Origin of the sequence: Streptomyces sp. NPDC127098, assembly GCF_042722465.1 — a bacterium.
GTDB classification, from domain to species: Bacteria; Actinomycetota; Actinomycetes; order Streptomycetales; family Streptomycetaceae; genus Streptomyces; species Streptomyces millisiae.
Genome location: NZ_JBHXFJ010000019.1, coordinates 70,421 through 92,296 on the forward strand (window position 1 = coordinate 70,421; position 21,876 = coordinate 92,296).

General features: G+C 72.5%; 19 protein-coding genes and 1 pseudogene. 9 read left to right on the forward strand and 11 right to left on the reverse strand.

Going from position 1 to position 21,876, the window contains the following annotated elements; genetic code table 11:
- Positions 1–193: 193 nt before the first annotated feature.
- The gene (locus tag ACFWI8_RS15000; protein WP_387090545.1) at positions 194–1,786 is read right to left on the reverse strand and encodes a family 20 glycosylhydrolase; all 1,593 of its coding nucleotides are present in this window, start codon (positions 1,784–1,786) and stop codon (positions 194–196) included.
- 283 nt (positions 1,787–2,069) lie between these two features.
- Here ACFWI8_RS15000 and sdhC point away from each other — a divergent pair, with 283 nt between their 5' ends.
- From sdhC to ACFWI8_RS15025, 5 genes are all read left to right on the forward strand, one after another.
- Positions 2,070–2,450 carry a succinate dehydrogenase, cytochrome b556 subunit gene (sdhC, locus tag ACFWI8_RS15005; RefSeq protein ID WP_387090548.1) on the forward strand — a complete coding sequence of 127 codons (381 nt, stop codon included), beginning with the start codon at positions 2,070–2,072 and terminating at the stop codon, positions 2,448–2,450.
- Positions 2,451–2,455: 5 nt separating this feature from the next.
- Positions 2,456–2,917: a succinate dehydrogenase hydrophobic membrane anchor subunit gene (locus ACFWI8_RS15010; protein WP_387090551.1), complete on the forward strand. Its 462-nt coding sequence runs from the start codon at positions 2,456–2,458 to the stop codon at positions 2,915–2,917.
- Positions 2,918–2,941: 24 nt separating this feature from the next.
- The gene (gene sdhA / locus ACFWI8_RS15015; protein WP_387090554.1) at positions 2,942–4,696 is read left to right on the forward strand and encodes a succinate dehydrogenase flavoprotein subunit; all 1,755 of its coding nucleotides are present in this window, start codon (positions 2,942–2,944) and stop codon (positions 4,694–4,696) included.
- Entirely contained in the window at positions 4,696–5,475 is a 780-nt protein-coding gene (locus ACFWI8_RS15020; RefSeq protein WP_311598698.1) for a succinate dehydrogenase iron-sulfur subunit, read from the forward strand. Before sdhA ends, ACFWI8_RS15020 begins: the two co-directional genes overlap by 1 nt.
- Positions 5,476–5,577: 102 nt before the next feature.
- Positions 5,578–6,975, forward strand: a complete 1,398-nt coding sequence (locus tag ACFWI8_RS15025) for an FAD-binding oxidoreductase (protein ID WP_387090557.1) — start codon at positions 5,578–5,580, stop codon at positions 6,973–6,975.
- Here ACFWI8_RS15025 and ACFWI8_RS15030 read toward each other — a convergent pair.
- The 5 genes from ACFWI8_RS15030 to ACFWI8_RS15050 form a co-directional block, all read right to left on the reverse strand.
- The gene (locus ACFWI8_RS15030) at positions 6,965–7,945 is read right to left on the reverse strand and encodes an NAD(P)-dependent alcohol dehydrogenase (RefSeq protein ID WP_387090560.1); all 981 of its coding nucleotides are present in this window, start codon (positions 7,943–7,945) and stop codon (positions 6,965–6,967) included. The genes ACFWI8_RS15025 and ACFWI8_RS15030 overlap by 11 nt on opposite strands.
- Positions 7,946–8,065: 120 nt before the next feature.
- Entirely contained in the window at positions 8,066–8,905 is an 840-nt protein-coding gene (locus ACFWI8_RS15035) for a hypothetical protein (protein WP_387090562.1), read from the reverse strand.
- A gap of 20 nt (positions 8,906–8,925) precedes the next feature.
- Positions 8,926–10,566 (reverse strand): ABC transporter substrate-binding protein, encoded by a 1,641-nt coding sequence (locus tag ACFWI8_RS15040; RefSeq protein ID WP_387090565.1) that lies wholly within the window; start codon positions 10,564–10,566, stop codon positions 8,926–8,928.
- Between the two features lie 181 nt (positions 10,567–10,747).
- Positions 10,748–11,047: a carboxypeptidase-like regulatory domain-containing protein gene (locus ACFWI8_RS15045; RefSeq protein WP_387090568.1), complete on the reverse strand. Its 300-nt coding sequence runs from the start codon at positions 11,045–11,047 to the stop codon at positions 10,748–10,750.
- Positions 11,048–11,174: 127 nt separating this feature from the next.
- Positions 11,175–13,022, reverse strand: coding sequence for a metallophosphoesterase (locus ACFWI8_RS15050; RefSeq protein WP_387090571.1), 1,848 nt, complete (start codon positions 13,020–13,022; stop codon positions 11,175–11,177).
- 271 nt (positions 13,023–13,293) lie between these two features.
- Between ACFWI8_RS15050 and ACFWI8_RS15055 the strand changes: the two are divergent.
- Positions 13,294–13,992: pseudogene (locus ACFWI8_RS15055) on the forward strand (D-alanyl-D-alanine carboxypeptidase family protein); the annotation flags it as partial.
- 331 nt (positions 13,993–14,323) lie between these two features.
- Here the strand turns inward: ACFWI8_RS15055 and ACFWI8_RS15060 are convergent.
- The 3 genes from ACFWI8_RS15060 to trpS all read right to left on the reverse strand — a co-directional run bounded on the left by ACFWI8_RS15060 (position 14,324) and on the right by trpS (position 17,259).
- On the reverse strand, positions 14,324–15,277 hold the full coding sequence (locus ACFWI8_RS15060; protein WP_387090574.1) for a YihY/virulence factor BrkB family protein: 954 nt from the start codon (positions 15,275–15,277) through the stop codon (positions 14,324–14,326).
- Positions 15,278–15,614: 337 nt separating this feature from the next.
- Positions 15,615–16,181 (reverse strand): 2'-5' RNA ligase family protein, encoded by a 567-nt coding sequence (locus ACFWI8_RS15065; RefSeq protein ID WP_387090577.1) that lies wholly within the window; start codon positions 16,179–16,181, stop codon positions 15,615–15,617.
- A 61-nt stretch (positions 16,182–16,242) separates the two neighbouring features.
- Positions 16,243–17,259, reverse strand: a complete 1,017-nt coding sequence (gene trpS / locus ACFWI8_RS15070; protein WP_387090579.1) for a tryptophan--tRNA ligase — start codon at positions 17,257–17,259, stop codon at positions 16,243–16,245.
- A gap of 131 nt (positions 17,260–17,390) precedes the next feature.
- Between trpS and ACFWI8_RS15075 the strand changes: the two genes are divergently transcribed.
- Together ACFWI8_RS15075 and ACFWI8_RS15080 are read left to right on the forward strand one after the other, a co-directional pair.
- Entirely contained in the window at positions 17,391–18,380 is a 990-nt protein-coding gene (locus ACFWI8_RS15075) for a malate dehydrogenase (RefSeq protein ID WP_311598715.1), read from the forward strand.
- 171 nt (positions 18,381–18,551) lie between these two features.
- Positions 18,552–19,448: a glycine betaine ABC transporter substrate-binding protein gene (locus ACFWI8_RS15080; RefSeq protein WP_387090582.1), complete on the forward strand. Its 897-nt coding sequence runs from the start codon at positions 18,552–18,554 to the stop codon at positions 19,446–19,448.
- 321 nt (positions 19,449–19,769) lie between these two features.
- On the opposite strand, the gene ACFWI8_RS15085 is transcribed toward ACFWI8_RS15080, so the two are convergent.
- Both ACFWI8_RS15085 and ACFWI8_RS15090 read right to left on the reverse strand, forming a co-directional pair.
- Positions 19,770–20,195 (reverse strand): DUF3017 domain-containing protein, encoded by a 426-nt coding sequence (locus tag ACFWI8_RS15085; RefSeq protein WP_311598719.1) that lies wholly within the window; start codon positions 20,193–20,195, stop codon positions 19,770–19,772.
- Positions 20,192–21,061: a bifunctional methylenetetrahydrofolate dehydrogenase/methenyltetrahydrofolate cyclohydrolase gene (locus ACFWI8_RS15090; RefSeq protein ID WP_311598721.1), complete on the reverse strand. Its 870-nt coding sequence runs from the start codon at positions 21,059–21,061 to the stop codon at positions 20,192–20,194. Before ACFWI8_RS15090 ends, ACFWI8_RS15085 begins: the two co-directional genes overlap by 4 nt.
- A gap of 232 nt (positions 21,062–21,293) precedes the next feature.
- Here ACFWI8_RS15090 and ACFWI8_RS15095 point away from each other — a divergent pair, with 232 nt between their 5' ends.
- Positions 21,294–21,749, forward strand: a complete 456-nt coding sequence (locus tag ACFWI8_RS15095; protein WP_387090584.1) for a DUF4234 domain-containing protein — start codon at positions 21,294–21,296, stop codon at positions 21,747–21,749.
- The last annotated feature ends 127 nt before the right edge of the window (positions 21,750–21,876 follow it).

Consider the following 21,876-nt stretch of genomic DNA (forward strand, 5'->3'; position numbering starts at 1 on the left):
GCCGTCCGTCCATGGCGCATCCGGCCGTATCCGCTCGGTAACAGAATCCAGGTGTTCGACGCTGTACGAGATACGGACCCGGGCCTGGTCAGGCCCTGGACCGGCGACAGCCGGGGTCTCTCCTGTGGGGGGTGGCGGCCCCGGCTGCTCGCGCTCGTGTCCATCCCGTGATCGTTACCCGCCGGCCGGCGCTTCAGGCCATGACCCGGTCGGCGAGCTGGGTGAACTCCGTCCAGCTGAGGGTGGGCCGGTCCGGGTTCCACAGCTTCTGGGCCGTCGCGGCCAGCGGCAGCCGGATACCGGCCGCCACCTCCTCGGGGGTCTGGGCCCCGGCCTGGTCGCACCAGACGGCGAACCGCCCGCCCGGGATGTGGTCCGCGTTCGCGAAACGGTCCGGGACGGCGTTCGAACCGCGCAGCACGTCTGGTGTCCACTCGTCATAAATACGCTCGCCGGTCGGATAGGTGAAGCCGTTGGGCTCACCGAGTACGTAGTAGAGGTACTCCGAGTTGAGGTTCAGCACCTGCCAGCCGCCCTCCAGGTACTCGACGGGCTCGCGCGCGCCGATCTCCCGGCCGGTCCAGTAGGTCACCTGCCGCTCCTTGTCCGGCTGGACGACGCCGCCGGCGAACATGCCGTCGTTCCACACCTGCGGCGTCTTGCCGGCGCCCCTGGCCGCGTCGGCCCGGTCGTTGAGCCAGCCGGTGGCCAGGTCCTGGACGCGGGCGTCCGAGCCGTAACGGTCGCGGGCCGCCGCCGCGAGGTCCGGGTAGCTGGCCTCGGGGTCGGAGACGAAGAGCGCCGCGTACTCGTCGCCGCCCAGGTGCAGGTACTCGCCGGGGAAGAGGTCGGCGTACTCGGTGATCAGGTCGTCCACGATCGCCGCCGCGTCCGGGTTGGAGATGTCGATGGCCCCCGCGGTGACGCTGCCGTCGGCCCGCCGCAGCTGGAGGTCGGGGTGCGCGGCGAGCACGGCGCCCAGGTGGCCTGGCGAGTCGATCTCCGGGATCACGGTGATGTGCAGCTGGTCGGCGAGGTCGAGGATGCCGCGGACCTCGTCCTTGGTGAGGTGGTCCTCCGACACGACCTCGGGGTGGGTCTCGCTCTCGACGCGGAAGCCCTGGTCGTCGCTGAAGTGCAGCTGGAGCTGGTTGAGCTTGAGGTCCGCCATCTCGCGCATCCGGTCCTCGATCCAGGCCGCGCTGAACGGCTTGCGCGCGGTGTCGAGCGACAGGCCGCGCTGCGGGCGGTCGGGGCGGTCGCGGATCTCGCCCTCCGGCAGGCCGCCGGCGCCGCGCACCGCCTGTACGACCGTTCGGGTGCCGTAGAAGACGCCGGCGTCGTCACTGCCGGTGATGGTGACCCGGTGGTCGCCCGTGACGAGGTGGTAGCCCTCGCCGCCGGTGTCGGCGCCCTCGTCGAGGGTGAGCTCTATGTCACCCTCCCTGGCGCCGTCGTCGGCGCGGTCCACGCCGAGGTCCTCGGCGAGCAGGTCGGCGGTCCCGTCGAGCGGGCCCCCGGAGTCCGCTATCACCCGGGTCGACTCGGAGGGCGCCCAGCCGGCGCCCTCGGCGGCGTCGAAGGAGCGGACGGCGGGGATGATCTCCGGTGGCCCGGTCGGGCCGTCCGGGAGCGCGAGGGGGGACGGGGTCGCGGTGGGGGTCTCGGCCCCCGAGGAGGCCGCGGCGCCCCCGGGCGAGCCGCGGAGCAGGGCCAGGGTCAGCGACGCGAGGATCACCGTCACCGCCGTGGCCAGTGCGAATATTCGCCAGGGCGCATGTCGCATACCTCGAAGGTAACCGTTGGCCACGAGTTGGCAACCGCGATGCCGGGCCTGGCCCGGCGGGCTGCGGACGGCCTGCGGACGGCCCCCGGCCGGCCGCGGTGCCGGCCACGGCACCGCGCTCGGCCAGGGCCGGAGCCGCATCACGGCCCCCGGCCGTGTGGCATTCCCGCGCCGCCGATACCATGGCGGCGGCCGGTGGACCGTACCCGGCCGGGCCCGACCGACGTCCCCACAGGAGCAGGAGCTGCCGGCAGGCCCCGAATCGCTTCTGAAGGGTTCTTCCGTGCCGGCAGGAACGCTGTACCGCGGCCGGGAAGGCATGTGGTCATGGGTGGCGCACCGCGTCACCGGTGTCCTGGTGTTCTTCTTCCTCTTCGTCCACGTGCTGGACACCGCGCTCGTCCGGGTCTCCCCCGAGGCGTACGACGACACCATCGCGGTCTACAAGACGCCCCTCGTGGCCTTCATGGAGTACGGCCTGGTGGCGGCCGTCCTCTTCCACGCGCTGAACGGCCTGCGGGTCGTCGCGGTCGACTTCTGGAACAAGGGCGCCCGCTACCAGCGGCAGATGCTGTGGACCGTCGTCGGCGTCTGGGTCGTCCTCATGGCGGGGGCCGCCTATCCGGTCCTCGGCCACGCGTTCCGTGAGCTGTTCGGGAGCTGATGATCATGGCCATCGAGACCTCGCAGGTCGACGACGCGACCTACTCCCCGGACAACCCGGCCCCGGTCATCGAACCGCCCCGGGCCCGTACCGGCCGCACCCCGCGGACCACCCGCACCAACTTCGAGCTCTACGGCTGGCTGTTCATGCGGCTGTCCGGCATCGTGCTCGTGGTGCTGGTGCTCGGCCACCTGCTGATCCAGCTCGTCCTCGAGGGCGGCGTCTCCAAGGTCAGCTTCGCCTTCGTCGCCGGCCGCTGGGCCTCGCCGTTCTGGCAGGCCTGGGACCTGATCATGCTCTGGCTCGCCATGCTCCACGGCGCCAACGGCCTGCGCACGATCATCAACGACTACGCCGAGCGCGACGCCACCCGCTTCTGGCTGAAGATGCTGCTCTACACGGCCACGATCTTCACCGTGCTGCTGGGCACGCTGGTGATCTTCACCTTCGACCCGAACATCCGCTGACGGGGCTGACGAGGCACACGAGACATGCAGATCCACAAGTACGACACCGTCATCGTCGGGGCCGGCGGCGCCGGGATGCGCGCCGCCATCGAGGCGACGAAGCGCAGCCGCACCGCCGTGCTGACCAAGCTGTACCCGACCCGCTCCCACACCGGCGCCGCCCAGGGCGGCATGGCCGCGGCCCTCGCCAACGTCGAGGAGGACAACTGGGAGTGGCACACCTTCGACACGGTCAAGGGCGGTGACTACCTGGTCGACCAGGACGCCGCCGAGATCCTGGCGAAGGAGGCCATCGACTCGGTCCTCGACCTGGAGAAGATGGGGCTGCCGTTCAACCGCACCCCCGAGGGCCGGATCGACCAGCGCCGGTTCGGCGGCCACAGCCGCAACCACGGCGAGGCCCCGGTGCGCCGCTCCTGCTACGCGGCCGACCGCACGGGCCACATGATCCTCCAGACGCTGTACCAGAACTGCGTCAAGGAGGGCGTGGAGTTCTACAACGAGTTCTACGTCCTCGACCTGCTGCTCAACGAGGTCGACGGGGTCAAGCGCACCGCCGGCGTCGTCGCGTACGAGCTGGCCACCGGCGAGCTGCACGTCTTCCAGGCCAAGGCCGTGGTCTTCGCCTCGGGCGGCAACGGCAAGTTCTACAAGGTCACCTCGAACGCGCACACCCTCACCGGCGACGGCCAGGCCGCCGCCTGGCGGCGCGGCCTGCCGCTGGAGGACATGGAGTTCTTCCAGTTCCACCCGACCGGCATCTGGAAGATGGGCATCCTGCTCACCGAGGGTGCCCGCGGCGAGGGCGGCATCCTGCGCAACAAGGACGGCGAGCGCTTCATGGAGAAGTACGCGCCCGTCATGAAGGACCTGGCCTCGCGCGACGTCGTCTCCCGCTCGATCTACACCGAGATCCGCGAGGGGCGTGGCTGCGGCCCCGACGGCGACCACGTCTACCTGGACCTGACGCACCTGCCGCCGGAGCAGCTGGACGCCAAGCTGCCGGACATCACCGAGTTCGCCCGCACCTACCTGGGCATCGAGCCGTACACCGACCCGATCCCGATCCAGCCGACCGCGCACTACGCGATGGGTGGCATCCCGACCAACGTCAGGGGCGAGGTGCTGGCCAACAACACCGACGTGGTGCCCGGGCTCTACGCGGCCGGCGAGGTCGCCTGCGTCTCGGTGCACGGCGCCAACCGGCTCGGCACCAACTCGCTGCTCGACATCAACGTGTTCGGCCGACGCGCCGGCATCGCCGCCGCCGAGTACGCCGCCACCGCGGAGTTCGTCGAGCTCCCGGAGGCCCCGGAGAAGTTCGTCTCCGACGAGGTGGAGCGGATGCGCTCCTCCACCGGCGGCGAGCGGGTCTCCGCCATCCGCAAGGACCTCCAGGAGACCATGGACAAGAACGCCATGGTCTTCCGCACCGAGCAGACGCTCAAGGAGGCCCTGGAGGACATCACGGCGCTGCGCCGCCGCTACCGGAACGTGGCCGTCCAGGACAAGGGCAAGCGGTACAACACCGACCTGCTGGAGGCCCTGGAGCTCGGCAACCTGCTGGAGCTGGCCGAGGTGCTCGTCGTCTCGGCGCTGGCCCGCCAGGAGTCACGCGGCGGACACTACCGCGAGGACTTCCCCAACCGGGACGACGTCAACTTCATGCGGCACACCATGGCCTACCGCGAGGTCGACGCGGACGGCAACGAGTCGATCCGTCTTGACTACAAGCCCGTCGTCCAGACCCGCTACCAGCCGATGGAGCGTAAGTACTGATGGCTACCCCCACGTTGGAGAAGACCGACGAGGCACCGTCGGCCGCCGACCACCTGGTCACCGTCACCTTCCGGATCCGCAGGTTCAACCCGGAGGAGGGCCCGGAGGCCGTCTGGCAGGACTTCGAGCTGCGGATCGACCCCAAGGAGCGGGTGCTCGACGCGCTGCACCAGATCAAGTGGGAGCTCGACGGCACGCTCACGTTCCGCCGCTCCTGCGCCCACGGCATCTGCGGCTCGGACGCGATGCGGATCAACGGCCGGAACCGGCTGGCCTGCAAGACCCTGATCAAGGACATCACCGAGATCAGGGACGGCGTGGGCACCAAGCCCGTCACGGTCGAGCCGATAAAGGGCATGACGGTCCTGAAGGACCTCGTCGTGGACATGGAGCCGTTCTTCCAGGCGTACCGCGACGTCATGCCGTTCCTCATCACCAAGGGCAACGAGCCGACCCGGGAGCGCCTCCAGTCGGCGGCCGACCGGGAGCGCTTCGACGACACCACCAAGTGCATTTTGTGCGCCGCGTGCACCTCGTCCTGCCCGGTGTTCTGGAACGACGGGCAGTACTTCGGCCCGGCGGCGATCGTCAACGCGCACCGCTTCATCTTCGACTCGCGTGACGAGGGCGGCGAGCAGCGCTTGGAGATCCTCAACGACCGTGACGGCGTGTGGCGTTGCCGCACCACCTTCAACTGCACGGACGCCTGCCCGCGGGGCATCGAGGTCACCAAGGCCATCCAGGAGGTCAAGAAGGCGCTCATCACCCGGCGCTTCTGAGCGACGCCCACGGTCCGGCCCGGGTCCGGCGTGGGGGATCTCCCCCACGGTCCCGCGCCGGACCGTGGCTTTTTCCCGTGGCGAGCTGCCAGGCTGCTTCTCATGAGCGAACTCGTGACGCGGCTACGCGAAGGGCTGCCCCCGGAAACGATCATCACCGACCCCGATGTGACCGCCTCCTACGCCCACGACATGGCCAGCTTCTGCCCGGCCGGCGCCCCGGCCGTGGTGGTGCTGCCGCGCACGGTGGAACACGTCCAGCACGTGCTGCGCACCGCGAGCGCGCTGCGGGTTCCCGTGGTGCCGCAGGGCGCGCGGACCGGGCTCTCCGGGGCGGCCAACGCCGTCGACGGGTGCGTGGTGCTCTCGCTGACGCGGATGGACGCCATCCTGGAGATCGACCCCGTCAACCGCTACGCCGTGGTCGAGCCCGGCGTCGTGAACGCCGACCTGTCGAAGGCGGTGGCCGCGCACGGCCTCGCCTATCCCCCGGACCCGTCCAGCTGGGAACAGTGCACCATCGGCGGCAACATCGGCACCGGCTCCGGCGGCCTGTGCTGCGTCAAGTACGGGGTGACCGCCGAGTACGTGCTCGGCCTCGACGTGGTGCTGGCGGACGGCCGGCTGCTGCGCACCGGGCGGCGCACCGCCAAGGGCGTCGCCGGCTACGACCTGACCCGCCTCTTCGTGGGCTCCGAGGGCACGCTGGGCGTCGTGGTGCGCGCCGTGCTGGCGCTGAAGCCGGCGCCGCCGCAACAGCTGGTGCTGGCCGCCGAGTTCGACTCGACGGCGGCCGCCGGGGAGGCTGTGGCCGCCATCATGGCCGCCGGGCACGCCCCCTCGCTGCTCGAACTGATGGACTCCACCACGGTGGCCGCCGTCAACAGGCTGACCAGGATGGGCCTCCCGGAGTCGACCCGGGCGCTGCTGCTCGCCGGCTTCGACACCCCGGCGCCGGCCGACGAGCTGGCCGCCGTCGGCGAGCTGTGCCGGGCGGCCGGCGCGACCGAGGTGGTGCCGGCCGAGGACGCCGCCGAGTCCGAGATGCTGCTCGCCGCCCGGCGCGCCACGCTGGTGGCACTGGAGGCGGTCAAGGGCACCACGATGATCGACGACGTGTGCGTGCCGCGCAGCCGGCTCGCCGAGTTCCTCGACGGCGTGGCGGCGATCGCCGAGCGCCACCGGCTCACCATCGGCGTGGTGGCGCACGCCGGGGACGGCAACACCCACCCCACGGTCTGCTTCGACTCCGGCGACGAGGACGAACGACGGCGGGCCCAGGCCTCGTTCGACGACATCATGGGGCTCGGCCTGGAGCTTGGCGGCACCATCACCGGCGAACACGGCGTCGGGGTGCTCAAACGCGACTGGCTGGCCCGCGAACTCGGCCCGGACAGCGCCGCGTTGCAACGTCAGATCAGGACCGTGTTCGACCCGCTGGGCATCCTCAACCCGGGAAAGGTGTTCCCCGAGGCCGAGGCCGGCCAGCTCACACCGTGAGGACGACCTTCGCCCGCGCGTGCTCGACCTCGACGTAGCGGATCGCCTCCGCCGCCTCCTCCAGCGGATAGGTCCGGTCGACGACCGGGGTGAGCCGGCCCGCCTCCACGAGTTCCCGGAGCGCCACGAGGTTCGCCCTGCTCGGCTTCGCCGGGAGCTCGACCAGGCGGTGGCCGACGAAGGGGTTCAGCAGCCGGCGCCTGAGGAACAGGCCCATCGGCCCCAGCAGGCTGCCGCCCTCGGAGGTGCCCCCGCCGGACAGCACCAGCGTTCCGGTGGGGGTCAGCGGGCGCCGCAGCGCGGACAGCGGGCGGTTGCCCACCAGGTCGAGCACGACGTCGTACCGCCGCTCGCCCCGGGTGAAGTCCTCCCGGGTGTAGTCGACGACGTGGTCGGCGCCGAGCGACCCGACCAGCTCCACGTTGCGGGTGCGGCACACCCCGGTCACCTCGGCGCCGAACGCCTTGGCCAGTTGGACGGCGAACGTGCCGACGCCGCCCGACGCCCCGTTGATCAGGACCCGCTGCCCCGCCCGTACCCGGGCGACGTCGCGCAGCCCGACGAGGGCCGTGTTCGCGGCCAGCGGCATCGCGGCCGCCTGCTCGAACGTCAGGCTCGGCGGCTTCAGCTCCACCGCGGTGTCCCGGGCGCAGGCGTACTCGGCGAACGCCCCGCCGACGCCGGCCTCGCCGAACACCTCGTCGCCCGGGGCGAGTCCCTCGACGGCGCCACCCACCGCCGCCACGACGCCCGCGAAGTCCGCGCCGCGCACCGTGACCCGCGGCCCCCTGAACCCCACCCCCAGCCGCATCACATACGGGTCGCCGCGCATGAAGTGCCAGTCGAGCGCGTTGACCGAGGCGGCCCGCACCCGGACCAGCACCTCGTGGTCACCGGGCACCGGCGTGGCGACGTCCCGCACTTCGAGCACGTCGGGTGAGCCGTACCTGTCCTGAACGACTGCCTTCACGGGGCCTCCACGGCGCGCGGGTTCGGCAGGAGCGGTGGGCACCACGACCCTACGACGAAGGCCCTGGCGCGGACATCCGGGACATCCCTGAGACCCGCGGCCGGGTTCCCGCGGCGCGCCTCAGCCCGGCTCGCCGGTGAGCTCGTCCAGCAGCCGGCGACGGAACTCCTCGGGGTCGCGGGCCAGTTCGGGCAGCACCCGGGTGCGCCAGTCCTCGACAAGACGGTCGAGGGCCTGGCCGAGGCCGCGGTGCAGCAGCCGCCGGGTGGCGAGCAGCGGCACCGCCACCACCGGGCGGGCGAGGCCACGGCCGCGCGCCACCGTCAGCACCTCCAGGCGCCACGCGCCGTCCGCGGTGGGGCGCGGCACGGCCTGGAGGTCGACCCGCAGCAGCGCGTACCGCATGCCGATGGAGAGCGGCGGCCGGCCAGGCGCTCCCCCGGCCGCCTCCCACCAGCGGCCCAGGTCGAGTTCGCCCCTGAGGCTGAACGAGCGCCAGCGGCGCGGCCGACCGTCGGGCCGGGTGAGCGAGCCGCCCACCATCACCGTGACGCGCTGCGGCCGGTCCGCGCTGACCAGCCGCAGCTGGGTCACCACGCGGGCGGCCGAGGTCCTGCCGCCGTCCTCGGACTCCTGCTCCTCGCGGCCGAGGTCGAAGCGGAGCGCGGTGCCCTCGGCCCGGTCCCAGCCGAGCACGGTCAGCTCACCGTCCGTCCAGCGCGCGGCGCCCGCCACCGGTGACCGCTCCGCCTCCGCCCCGGTGCCCTGGTAGCGGGCGCCGGGGCTCAGGTGCTCGCCGGCGACGAGCCGGGCGGCGCGGACGGGGCGCCCGTCCGCCGCGACCAGCGTGCCGCCCTCCGCGCGCAGACTCTCGAGGACCTCGTGAACCACGGCGGTGAAGCTCTCGACGCGCCCCCGGTCGACCGAGGCGAGCGCGAGCGTGTGCCGTAAACGTGCCATGGCTGCATCCTGCCCGAAGATCAGATGCGGTGCAGCTCCCACAGCCGCCAGACGCCGCTGTGCGAGACGAGGTTCTGGGTGCCGCTGATGTCGGCGGTGCTGATGATGGTGCGCTTGTCCTGCCAGATCGGCACGATCGGCGCGGAACCCGCGGCGAGGTCGTGGATGGTGAGGAAGTCCTCGGAGGCACGGGCGCGGTCGGACTCCTGGTGGGTCCTGCCGATCAGCTCGTTGATGGCGTTGTCGGAGAAGCCGGTGGCCATGCCGTCGCCGGGGCCCAGGATGGTGTCGGTGAAGGTCGCCGGGTCCGGGAAGTCGGGGGTCCAGCCGATGAGCCACGCGTCGTAGCTCCGGGCGCCGTAGATGGTGGGGATGAACTCGGCCCAGTCGTAGTAGGCGATCTCCACGTCGAAGAGGCCGCCCTCCTCCAACTGCTGCTCGATCAGCGCGGCCTCGGCGTGGTTGGCGACGCCGCGCGAGTAGGCGAGGTCGAAGCGGACCGGCAGTTCGAGACCGGCCTCCTCCAGCTCGGTGCGCAGCGCGGCGGGGGTGACGTCGCGGTACTGGTCGTAGTAGGGGGTGCCGTGGCCCGTGAAGCCGACGGGTATCAGCGAGTACAGCGGCTCCACCGTGTCCTGCTGGACGTGGCGGGCGATCGCCTCGCGGTCGAGCAGCGCGGCGGCGGCCCGGCGCGCGACGGCGTTGCCCATCGGCTTGTCCTGGTCGGTGTTGAACGCCATCACGCGGATGCTGGCACCGGTGGTCTCGGCGACCCGCAGCTCGGAGTCGCTGCGGTTGAGCTCGGACATCACCGAGGGCGGCATCCGGCCGTTGTTGACGTCGATCTCACCGGCGTCCCACGCCTCGGCGAGCAGCTCCTCGGCCGGGGTGCCGTCGTCGGCCTGCACGAAGTACCGCACGGTCACCGGGGTGTCGGGGCTCTCGACCGCGCCCTGGTAGTCCGGGTTGGGGACCAGCCGGGCGTACTCGTCGGGCCGGAACTCCTCAAGCAGGAAGGGACCCGAGCCGACGACCCGCCCGTCGGTGCGGGGTTCGATGCTGCTGTAGCTGTCCTGCTCGACGATGGCGCCGGCGCTGCCGGCGACCACGAAGGGGAAGGTGGCGTCGGGCTGGTTGAGCTCGAAGATGATGTCCTGGTCGTCGACGCGCACGGCCTCCAGGGTGGCCAGCAGGCTGGAGGGCCCCGCGTAGGCGAACTTCTCCTCGTCGGGTATGGAGTCGTCCGCGGCCTCGCGCTCGGCCCGGTCGGCCATGGAGAGGATGCGCTCGAACGAGTACTGGACGTCCTCCGGCGATATCTCCTCGCCGTTGCTGAACACCAGGCCCTCGCGGAGCGTGCAGCGGTACACCGTGAGCTGGTTGTCGGTGAACTGGCACTGCTCGGCCGCGTCGGGGACCGGCTCCTCCTGGCCGGGCGCGTAGGTCATCAGCGACTGGAAGAGGTTGCTCATCAGCGCCGCCCCGGCCGCGTCGTAGGCGCCGCCGGGGTCCAGGACGGTGGGTGTCGAGGTGCTGCCGACCACGATCGGATCCTCTTCGCCCCCACCCGACCGGAAGTACATCCAGCCACCGATGACGCCGACCAGCAGCACCACCGCGAGACCGATACCTGTGGCCCGTCTGGCCCGGATCCGTCGCAACTCCCCGCGCCCTTCATCCGATGACGTATGGGAGGCAAGCCAACCACAGTGGCTGATCCCGCGCATGGGTCAGGGGGCAACGGACGGGACACGAATCTGGACGCTTTCGTCCCAGTCTCCGGACACCCGACCCTCACGTCCGGCCGGATCCCGTGGTGATTCGCGTCCCGTTCGGTGATGATCAGACGTCGAGCGCGCCCGGAACGTTCATCCGGAACTCGACCTCGACCGGCCGCCCCTCGAGCCTGACCGCCACGCTCTGGCTCCCCAACTGCGGCGAGAACGCCACCAGCAGATACTCGCCGTGCTCCGGCGCGGCGACAGTGAACGCGCCGTCCGCCGCGCTGCGTGTCTTGACCAGGTGCCGACCGCCGCCGGCGCCGGACAGCGTCACGACGGCGCGGGGCAACGCCACCCCGAGGGAGTCCCGCACCCGCCCTCTGATGATCAGCCCCGGCTCCGTCTCGACTTCGTCCGCCATGCCCCCACACTCCTCCTCGCCGTCGCGCGTCGTTCCCGTCACGCTGTCAGGTTGTGCCCTGCTCGTTATCCAAGACACCTGGACGGCTCGAATAGTTGACCCCTATGCGCGTTCGATGGGCGCACTTTCAGCCGGTGCGCAGCTCGATCAGCGTCACGTCGGGGTCGGCGCCGATCCGGACCGGCGGGCCAAACGCGCCGGCGCCCCGGGTGACGTAGAGCTGGGTGTCGCCGTAACGGTCGAGCCCCGCGAGGGTCGGGTTGGCGGCCGCCGCCACGTAGTTGAGCGGCCACATCTGCCCACCGTGGGTGTGGCCGGACAGCTGGAGGTCGACGCCGTACTCGACGGCGTCGTGGATCTGGACGGGTTGGTGCGCCATCAGGACGCTGACCCGCGACGGGTCGCGGTCGCCGAGCGCGGCCTCGAAGTCGGGACCGCCGAAGTCGGTGCCCTCACCGGCCACGTCGTTGACCCCGGCCAGGTCGAAGTGGGGCAGCTCGTCCCTGGCGTTGGTGAGCGGACGCAGGCCGAGCTCCCTGACGTGGTCGACCCAGGCGCCGGTGTCGACGTTGTACTCGTGGTTGCCCGTGACGTAGTAGACGCCGTCCCTGGACTCGATCCCGGCGAGCGGCGCGACCGCCGAACGCAGGTCGTCCACCTCGGCGTCGACGAGGTCGCCGACAACGGTGACGAGGTGCGGCCTGGTGCGGTTGATGGTGTCCACCACCCGCTGGCAGTGCGCGCGGCCGAGCAGCGGCCCGAGGTGGATGTCGCTGACGACGGCCACCCGGTATCCGTCGGCCGCGCTCGGCAGCCGCGGCAGGGTGACGCTCACCCGCCGCGTCACGAGCCGCCGCGCGGCGTACGTCCCGTAGCCCATGAACCCGGCCGTCACCACCCCGGTGGCGACGGCGATCCCCCGCGCCACGACGAGCCTCCGGCTCGGTTGGCCACGCTCCGCCGCTGACGCGGCGGACTCCGCGCCGTCCTGAGGCCCCACCTCCGGGGCTCCGCCCCGGACCCCCTCGACCGCCGGCACGCCGGCGGCGCCGGCACTGGCCGTGCCGGCCGGCCTCGGGCCTTCGGCCCGGCCCACACTGCCGGCGCCGGATGCGGAACCCCCAGCCGGGCCGGCGGACTCCGGGGCTCCGCCCCGGGCCCCCACGCTGCCGCCGGCGGGTGCGGAGCCCTCGGCCGAACCGGCGGAGCCCGTGGCTTCGCCCCGGTCAGCGGTGCGGGAAGTCCTGGACCGCAGGCCGCCTTCGGCGGGCACGCGGGCCGCCGCGCCAGCGGCACCGGCCATGCCGGCCGGCGTCGGGGCTCCGTCCCCGGCCGAGCCGGCGGAGCCCGTGGCTTCGGCCCGGCCACCGGCGCCGGACGCCGTCACGGCGTCCTCCGCACCGGAGGTACCGGACCGCCGGTCGCCCTCGGCGGGCACGCGGGCCACCGCGCCAGCGGCACCGGCCGTGCCGGTGGACGTCGGGGCTTCGCCACTCACCGCCGGACCCTCGGCTCGGCCCGCACCATCGCCGGCGGGCGCGAAGCGCCCGGCCTGGCCGGCGGAGCCCGCGCCGGAGGCACGCGACTCCGTCGCGGCCACGGCCGCCGCGCCAGCGGCGCCGGGCCCGGGGGCGGAGCCCCCGGCTTCGGCCCGGCCGGAGGCCGGGCGCGTGCCGCGGAGGAGGAGCGGGCGGACCGCTTCCGAGATGGCGAGCGTCAGCAGGATGTAGAGCAGTGAGCCGTACCAGTAGTTGCCCGGCCAGGCGAGGACCCGGACCAGCGGGAACGGCAGGTCGAGGAGGCGGCCGCCCAGTATGGCCAGGAGCGACGTGGCCGGCAGCACGCACAGCAGCACCGTGCCGACGCGCCGGTACCAGCCCCCCGGCCGGGACACGTCGCGGACGAGCCGCAGCCAGAGATACCAGTGGACGACGACCACGAGCACCAGCAGCACGGCGACGAAGCCGAACCCCATCCCGCCAACCTTTCCTCAGGACCCCCACAGGCAAGTATGGGCGAGCCGGATCCCCCGGTTGACGGCGGCTCTCACCGGTTTGACACGCTCCGCTCGCCGCGTCACGGCGCGACGACGGTAAGTTCACGATGTGCCGTTCAATCGCTCGTCTGCTTTTACGACCGCCGCGCGCGCGTTCGGCTGCGCCGCACTCGTCACGTTCGCCCTCGTCTCGCCGGCCCATGCCGACGAGGAGGCGGACGACGCCCGGGACGAACAACCCCCGGAGGCCATGTCCACCATCGGCGGCGAACGTCTCGGCCGCCCCGGTACGCAGGTCGACCGGGGCGACGGCGCGCCGGCCCTGCCCGACGACCTCACCTCCAGATCGTGGATCGTGGCCGACGCCGAGACCGGCGACGTGCTGGCCGCGCACAACGCGCACTGGCCGCTCGCCCCCGCCAGCACCCTCAAGATGCTGTTCGCCGACACCGTGCTGCCCAGCTTCGAGCGCGACGAGACCTACCGCGCCGAGCCCGAGCACTTCGAGGAGATGGGCGAGGGCAGCAGCGCCGTCGGCATCGCCGACGGCCAGACCTACACCGTCGAGGACCTGTGGCACGGCGTCTTCCTCGCCTCCGGCAACGACGCCGTCTACGCGCTCACCGCCATGAACGGCGGCAAGGACCGCACCGTCGCCCAGATGAACGAGCGCGCCGAGGAGTTGCAGGCCAACGACACGCACGTCGTCAACCCGGACGGCTACGACGCCGAGGGGCAGCTCTCCTCGGCCTACGACCTGACCCTCTTCGCCCGCTCCGGCATGCAGAACTCCGACTTCCGCGAGTACGTGTCCACGCCGCGCGCCGAGTTCCCCGGTTCCGGCGAGGGCGAGGACCGCGAGAGCTACGAGATCCAGTCCACCAACCGGCTGCTCGTCGGGGCGCCGGGGCTCGACCGCTACGAGGGCCTGGCCGGCGTCAAGAACGGCTACACCTCGACCGCGGGGCACACCTTCACGGGCGTGGCCGAGCGCGACGGCCGGGTGCTGCTCGTCACGGCGCTCGCGCCCGACGACGACGACCCGCTGGCGGTCTACCGCGAGTCGGCGGCGCTGCTCGACTGGGGCTTCGCGGCCGAGGGCCTCGTCGAGCCGGTGGGTGAGCTGGTGCCGCCGCTGAGCGAGACGCCGGGCTCGGAGGGCGGCGAGGACGGCGAGGAGTCGGACGGCGACGACGGCAAGAACGGCGGCCAGGAGGCCGGCCTGCACGGCGCGGCCGGCTCGGACGGCGGCGCCGTCAGCGGCCTGCTGGTGCTGGGCGTCACGGCGGCGGGCCTGGTGGTGCTTGCGGCGGGGGCCTACGTGTTCCATCGCCGGCATCCTCTTCCGGCGCTGAGTCAGCTGTCGGCTCTGCGCCCAGGACGTCGGCGCGACGACGCTCCTCGGGAGTGACCGCGGAGGCCGTCCAGGCGCAGCACACCAGCAGCAGCTTGGCCATCAGGTTGATCCAGATGAGCAGCGCGATGGGGACGCCGAAGGCCCCGTAGAGGTTGCGGGTCGCGACCTGGGTGAGGTAGCCGCCGAGCAGCGCCTTCAGCAGCTCGAAGCCGACCGCGCCCAGGCCGCACACCGTCAGCAGCAGGCCGCGCGGCGGCCGGACGCCGGGCAGCCAGCTCAGCACGTACACCAGCAGCAGGGCCGTCACGGCCGCGGCGAACGCGAAGGCCGCGAACTGGATGAGCACGATGCCGGGGCCGTGCTTGGCGAGCACCCTGACCACGGCGAGCGCCAGTGCTGAGACGGCGAGCGAGAGCAGCGTGACGGCGCCGAGCCCGGCCAGCACGCCGAGGTCCTTGGCGCCGCGCAGCAGCGGGTTGCCCGGCGGGTCCCGCAGGTCCCACAGCTCCCGCAGGCAGCCGCGCAGCGCGTTGACCCAGCTGGCGCCGGTGGGCACCACGAGCAGCAGCGAGACAAGACCGAGGGTGTCCGCGTTGGCGAAGAGGCTGTCCAGGTCGAGCCGGTGCGCGATGCCGGGCACCTGGTCGGCGAACCAGTCCTCGACCTGACGCACCCGCTGGTCGCTCAGCACGGCGGCGGTGATGGCGGCGGCCAGGCCGAGGACGGGGAAGAGCGCCGTGAAGCTGGTGAAGGTGATGGCCGCGGCCAGCCGCGTCCAGTTGCGTTCGTCCAGGTACTCGTAGACACCCCAGGCCCGCGTGCGCTGGATCCTGGCCAGCGTGGGGCCGATCCAGGGCAGCCGGGTCAGAGTCACCATCGCGCGTGCCACGGTAGGTGCGCCTGCCCGCGGAGCGGGAAAAGACACGCCCCGGCGCTCCGCGCCGGGGTCTCCCCCACCCGCCCGCCCTTTTCGCGCCGCGCACGACGCCCGGCCTGCCGGGCGAGGCCCGTGGCGGCCGCGCCGCCGGGCCCCGCGCACGCCGTGCTCGGCTCTTCGCCACCCTTTGCGCGCCGCGGGCGACGGCCGACCGGCCGGCCCCGGCCCGCGGCGGCCGCGCCGCCGGGCCCACGCGGCCCTGCCGCGCGGGGGCACCGCCAGGGGCCGGGGGGTGGACGCGGCACGGCCGGCCGCAGGCCAGCGCGCAGGGCTTCGCTCAGGCCGTCTCGTGGGCGGGCTCGCCCGCCAGCGCGGCGGCGCGGCCGGTGAAGCGGAACTCGCGGCAGGGCTGCCAGACGCCGGCCGCGTCCTGCTGGTAGAGCGCGAAGCCGCGCACCGTCCAGGCCGCCTCGTAGTCGGCGAGCTCGGCCTGCGCGATGTCCATCGCGTCCTCGGCGATGCCGTGCGCGAGGGTGACGTGCGGGTGGTAGGGGAAGCTCAGTTCGCGGTCCAGCGGGCCGCCGGCCGCCCGCACCCGCTCCTGGAGCCGGTCGCAGGCCGCGCCGCCCTCGACCACCCGCAGGAAGACCACGGGCGTCAGCGGCCGGAAGGTGTCGGTGCCGCGCAGCCGCAGGGGGAAGGGACGGCCGGCCCTGGCGACGGCGGACAGGTGGTCCTCGATCGCGGGCCGGTCGGCGGCGTGCACCTCGGTCGGCGGCAGCAGCGTCACATGCGTGGGGATGCCGGCCGCGGCGGCGTCGCCGAAGCCGAGCCGGCTGCGTTGCAGAGCGCTGCCATGCGGTTCGGGGACCGCGATCGACACGCCGAGCGTGACCGTGCCCACGCCGCGACTCCTCTCCTCGCGCTGCTCGTTACCCGGTCCCCCGCCCCCGCGTGATCGCCCGTCAGCCGCCGGCCGGCGCCAGGAAGCCCATCCGGTCGTAGACGGTGGCCATGGTCCCGGCCGCCACCTCGCGCGCCTTGGCGGCGCCCTCGGCCAGGATCGCGTCGAGCTGGGCCGGGTCGTCGAGGAACTCCAGGACCCGGGTGCGGAAGGGCGCCACCCAGTCGGCGAAGATCTCGGCGACCTCGGTCTTCAGCGGGCCGTACAGCTGGCCGGCGAACTTCTCCTCGATCTCGCCGACGGAGAGACCGGTGAGCGCCGAGTAGATGGTGAGCAGGTTGCTGACGCCCGGCTTGGTCACCGGGTCGTAGCGCACCTCGGTGCCGGTGTCGGTGACGGCGCTGCGGAACTTCTTCGCGGAGACCTTCGCCTCGTCCATCAGCCAGACCACGCCCTTGTCGGAGGCGGCGGACTTGCTCATCTTGGCCGCCGGGTCCTGGAGGTCGTAGATCTTGGCGGTCTCCTTGAGGATGTACGCCTCGGGCAGGGTGAGCGTGTCCCCGAACTGGCTGTTGAAGCGCTGCCCGACGTCCCTGGTGAGCTCGACGTGCTGGCGCTGGTCCTCGCCGACCGGCACCTGGTTGGCGTGGTAGAGCAGGATGTCGGCGGCCTGGAGCACGGGGTAGGTGAAGAGGCCGACGCTGGTGCCCTCGGCGCCCTGCTTGGCCGACTTGTCCTTGAACTGGGTCATCCGGGACGCCTCGCCGAACCGCGTCAGGCAGTTCATCACCCAGGCGAGCTGGCTGTGCTCGGGCACGTGGCTCTGCACGAACAGGGTGCAGCGGGCCGGGTCGACGCCCGCGCCGAGCAGCTGGGCCGCGGCCAGCCTGGTCGACGCGCGCAGCTCCGCCGGGTCCTGCGGGATGGTGATGGCGTGCAGGTCGACGACCATGTAGAACGCGTCGTGGGTCTCCTGCAGGGCCACCCACTGACGCACCGCGCCGAGGTAGTTGCCGAGGTGGAACGAGCCCGCGGTGGGCTGGATCCCGGAGAGCACACGCAGTCGTCCTGTGGTCATGGGTTCATTGTCTCAGGTCCCCCACCCTCCGAGGCCAGCCCGATCCCGGCCGCCCGGGAGGCGTCGGTTAACCTGACGGGCGGACCTGAAGGATCTCGCTGTCTGAACTGTCCGACTTCGGAAGGCCACACATGCCCCGCACCCCCGTCAACGTAACCGTCACCGGAGCGGCCGGCCAGATCGGCTATGCCCTGCTCTTCCGCATCGCCTCCGGGCAGCTCCTCGGCCAGGACACCCCGGTCCGACTGCGGCTGCTGGAGATCACCCCGGCGCTGTCGGCCGCCGAGGGCACCGCCATGGAGCTGGACGACTGCGCCTTCCCGCTGCTCGCCGGCATCGACATCACCGACGACCCGAACGTCGCCTTCGACGGCGCCAACGTGGCCCTGCTGGTCGGCGCCCGGCCGCGCACCAAGGGTATGGAGCGCGGGGACCTGCTGGAGGCCAACGGCGGCATCTTCAAGCCACAGGGCAAGGCCATCAACGACCACGCCGCCGACGACGTCAAGGTCCTCGTGGTGGGCAACCCGGCCAACACCAACGCGCTGATCGCGCAGGCCGCCGCGCCGGACGTGCCGGCGGAGCGGTTCACGGCGATGACCAGGCTCGACCACAACCGCGCGCTGTCGCAGCTGGCGAAGAAGACCGGCTCCAGCGTGTCCGAGATCCGCCGCCTGACCATCTGGGGCAACCACTCGGCCACCCAGTACCCGGACGTGTTCCACGCGGAGATCGCCGGGCGGAACGCGGCCGAGGTCGTCGACGACGAGAAGTGGCTGGCCGACGAGTTCATCCCGACCGTCGCCAAGCGCGGCGCGGCCATCATCGAGGCCCGCGGCGCCTCCTCGGCGGCCTCGGCGGCCAACGCGGCCGTGGACCACGTGTTCACCTGGGTCAACGGCACCGCCGAGGGCGACTGGACCTCGATGGCCGTTCCCTCCGACGGCTCCTACGGCGTGCCCGAGGGCCTGATCTCCTCGTTCCCGGTGACCACGGCCGACGGCTCCTACTCGATCGTCCAGGGCCTGGAGATCAACGAGTTCTCCCGCGCCAGGATCGACGCCTCGGTCAAGGAGCTCTCCGAGGAGCGCGAGGCCGTGCGCGCGCTCGGCCTCATCTGATCGACCGGCGGCACGGCGACCCCCGCGAAAAAAAGCGGAAGAAATCACGGAGAGAACGTGCGCGAGTGGTGGCCCCGGACCTGAGGTCGGGGCCACACTGCATCCATCCCACGCACACCGCGCGCGCGTCCCGTCCCCGCCCCGCCGCCACACCTCGAAGGACTGCACACCATGCGGATACGTCATCCCCTCTTCGCCGGGATGGGTGCCCTGAGCCTGCTGGCGGTGAGCGGCTGCGACCTGGCCGACGGGGTGACGGGGCGGCTGGCCGAGGACGAGCGGGAGCCCGTGGTGATCGCGGTGCCGGCGTGGCCCGGCGGGCAGGCGAACGCGGCGGTGGCCGCCCACGTGCTGGAGAACGAGCTCGACGTGCCGGTGCGCAGGGTGGAGCTCAGCCAGCGGGAGGCGTGGGAACAGCTGGGGCAGGGCAGCGTGCAGGCGGTCCTTGAGGACTGGGGCGCGCTGCCGGACGTGGTCGAGCTGTACGTCGACCGCAAGGAGCAGGTGGTGGGCGCGGGCGAGCTCGGCATCACGGGCCACGTCGGCTGGTACGTCCCCGAGGAGTTCGCCGAGGCCAACCCCGGGGTGCTCGACTGGCGCAACCTGAACGACTTCGCGGGCGAGCTCGGCGGCCGACTGCTGCACGGCGACCCGGAGTACGCCACCAGGGACGAGGCGATCGTCGAGGACCTGGACCTGGCCTACCGGCCGGTGGCGGCCGGCAGCGAGGACGCGCTGGTCGAGGAGATAGCGGGCGCGGCCGAGGCGGGCGAGCCGCTGCTGACGTACTTCTGGGAGCCGCACTGGCTGAGCGCCGAGGTGCCGCTCGCCGAGATACAGCTCCCCGCCTACTACCCGCGGATAACGCTGCAGAAGTACCTGAACGCCGAGTTCGCCGAGGCGGGCGGCGCGGCCGTCGACTTCCTGCGGAACTTCTCCTGGTCGGCCGAGGACCAGAACGCGGTGGCGGAGCTGATCGCCGGCGAGGGCATGACGCCGGCGGCCGCGGCCGAGCAGTGGGTCACCGAGCACCCGGACACGGTCGCCGGCTGGCTTGAACAGGGCTAGGTCCTGTCCGGTCGATCTTTTCGGATCAGGCCGCGGCGTCAGACGCGGTGCTCCCCCAGCCAACGGCCTCCAGCTAACGGCCCCCAGCTAACGCTGGGAGGTACCCCCAGGGAGGTACCCCCAGGGCGGTGCCCCCAGGGAGGTGCCCCCAGTCGCTTCGCTCAAGGCGCCCCACGCGGCGGAGCCGCACCTCGACAGCAGCGCAGCTCATACTCGGCCGTATTCGCGCGCAGCGCCCGATATGCCGCTCCGCGGCGCGGGGTAACGCAGCAAGGTGCCGTGTACGGCGTCGCGGCCCCGGAAAGATCGGCCGGACAGGGCCTAACCGGCGGAGAACCGCAGCACGTCGTTGAGGAACGGCATCTCCAGCCACGGCCCGGGCTCGGCCATCAGCGTCAGCAGCGTGATGAGGGCGCCGGCGACGCCGTAGGTCAGCACGTCGGTGAAGCGGGAGCGGACCGCGAGCATCCCGACGGCCGGCAGCCAGCCGCGCATCCCGGCGGCGGCGAGCAGCGTGCAGCCGACGATCAGCAGCCCGATCCGGAAGTCGCCGAGGGTGACGAGCAGCCCGAGCAGCGTGCCGCCGAGCACCGCGAGCAGCGGCCACTGGCGTATCGGCGCGGGGGCGCTGCCCGGCGCGGTGCGCTGACCGCCCTCGGGGCGCGCCGTGTCGCGCGTGCGGTACTTCTCCGGCACCCGCCAGCGGCGGAGCCAGCCGATCCCCTGGTCGCCTCCCACGCCGGTCACCCGCTCACCTCGGCGGCGGCGGCGCGCTCGGCGGCCTCCACCACGTTCTGCAGGAGCATGGCCCGGGTCATGGGCCCGACGCCGCCCGGGTTCGGGGAGAGCCAGCCGGCGACCTCGGCCACGCCGGGGTGCACGTCGCCGACGATCTTGCCGTGCTCGTCCCGGCTGACGCCGACGTCGAGGACGGCCGCGCCCGGCTTCACGTCCTCGGGCTTGACCAGGTGCGGCACGCCGGCGGCGGCCACGATGATGTCGGCCTGGCGCAGGTGGGCGGAGATGTCGCGGGTGCCGGTGTGGACCTGGGTGACGGTGGCGTTCTCGCTGCGCCGGGTGAGCAGCAGCGGGATCGAGCGGCCGATGGTGACGCCCCGGCCGACGACGACCACGTGGGCGCCGGCGATCTCCACGCCGTGCCGGCGCAGCAGCGTGACCACGCCGTTGGGGGTGCAGGGCAGCGGGGCCGGCTGGCCGAGGACGAGGCGGCCCAGGTTGGTGGGGTGCAGGCCGTCCGCGTCCTTGGCGGGGTCGATGAGCTCCAGCACCCGGTTGGCGTCGACGCCGCGCGGCAGCGGCAGCTGGACGATGTAGCCGGTGCAGGCCGGGTCGGCGTTCAGCTCCCGGACGACGGCCTCGATCTCGTCCTGGCTCGCGGTGCCCGGCAGCTCGCGCTGGATGGAGGAGATCCCGACGGCGGCGCAGTCGCGGTGCTTGCCCGCGACGTACTTCTGGCTGCCGACGTCGTCGCCGACCAGCAGGGTGCCGAGCCCTGGGGTCACGCCGCGCTCCCTGAGGACGGCGACCCGGGCCTTCAGGTCGGTCTTGATCGCGGCCGCGGCCGCCCTGCCATCGAGAATCTGGGCGCTCATGGCCGCCATTCTCCCGGATGGCGGGGGCGGGAATCGAATCCGGTCCCCGGGCCGCGACCGTCAGGTCTCAGCTTCGCCACAGAGCCCGGCCGCGGGTGGACGCGGGCCGGGCGGGGGCGGTCGAATGACGCGTCGGCGGATCTCGGGGGGCGGAAGGCGAACGCGTCCTCGGAGGTTCGGCGGCCAACCCCTGGTCTCATCCCGTTCCCGTTCGCACAGGAGTCCCGCAGACGTGAGCAACTACCAGGCGCAACCCGCGGCGTACGCGCCGGCGCAGGCCGGAGCCCCGGGCGCGGCCGGGTTCATGATGAAGGAGCGCAACCCGGTCGCCGCGCTCCTGCTGCCGTTGGTCACCTTCGGCATCTACGCCCTGGTCTGGTACTACAAGATCAACAAGGAGATGGGGCAGTTCGACCGGCGCCGCCCGGCCAGCCCCGGCACCAGCCTGCTGGCCATCACCCTGGGCGCCATCCTGATCGTGCCGCCGTTCCTCTCGATCTGGAACACGGTCAAGCGCATCGCCGAGACCCAGCGGGTCGCCGGCCTGCAGCCGAGCGCGAGCCCGGCCGTCGGGCTGCTGCTCGGCCTGCTCGGGTTCTACGCGCTCTACTGCCAGCTGGAGCTGAACAAGGTCACCAAGCACTACGGCAGCCCGCCGCAGAACACCCAGGTCCCGCTGGCCGTCTGATCCACCAGCGGCCACACGCCCGTCGCGCGCCGGTCAACAACCGCGCGCGCCGCGGGGGGTGGGGGAGGGGGGGGGCCGGGGGCGTTTTCAAAAAGGAAGCGGGCGACGGGTTTGGGGGGGGTGATGT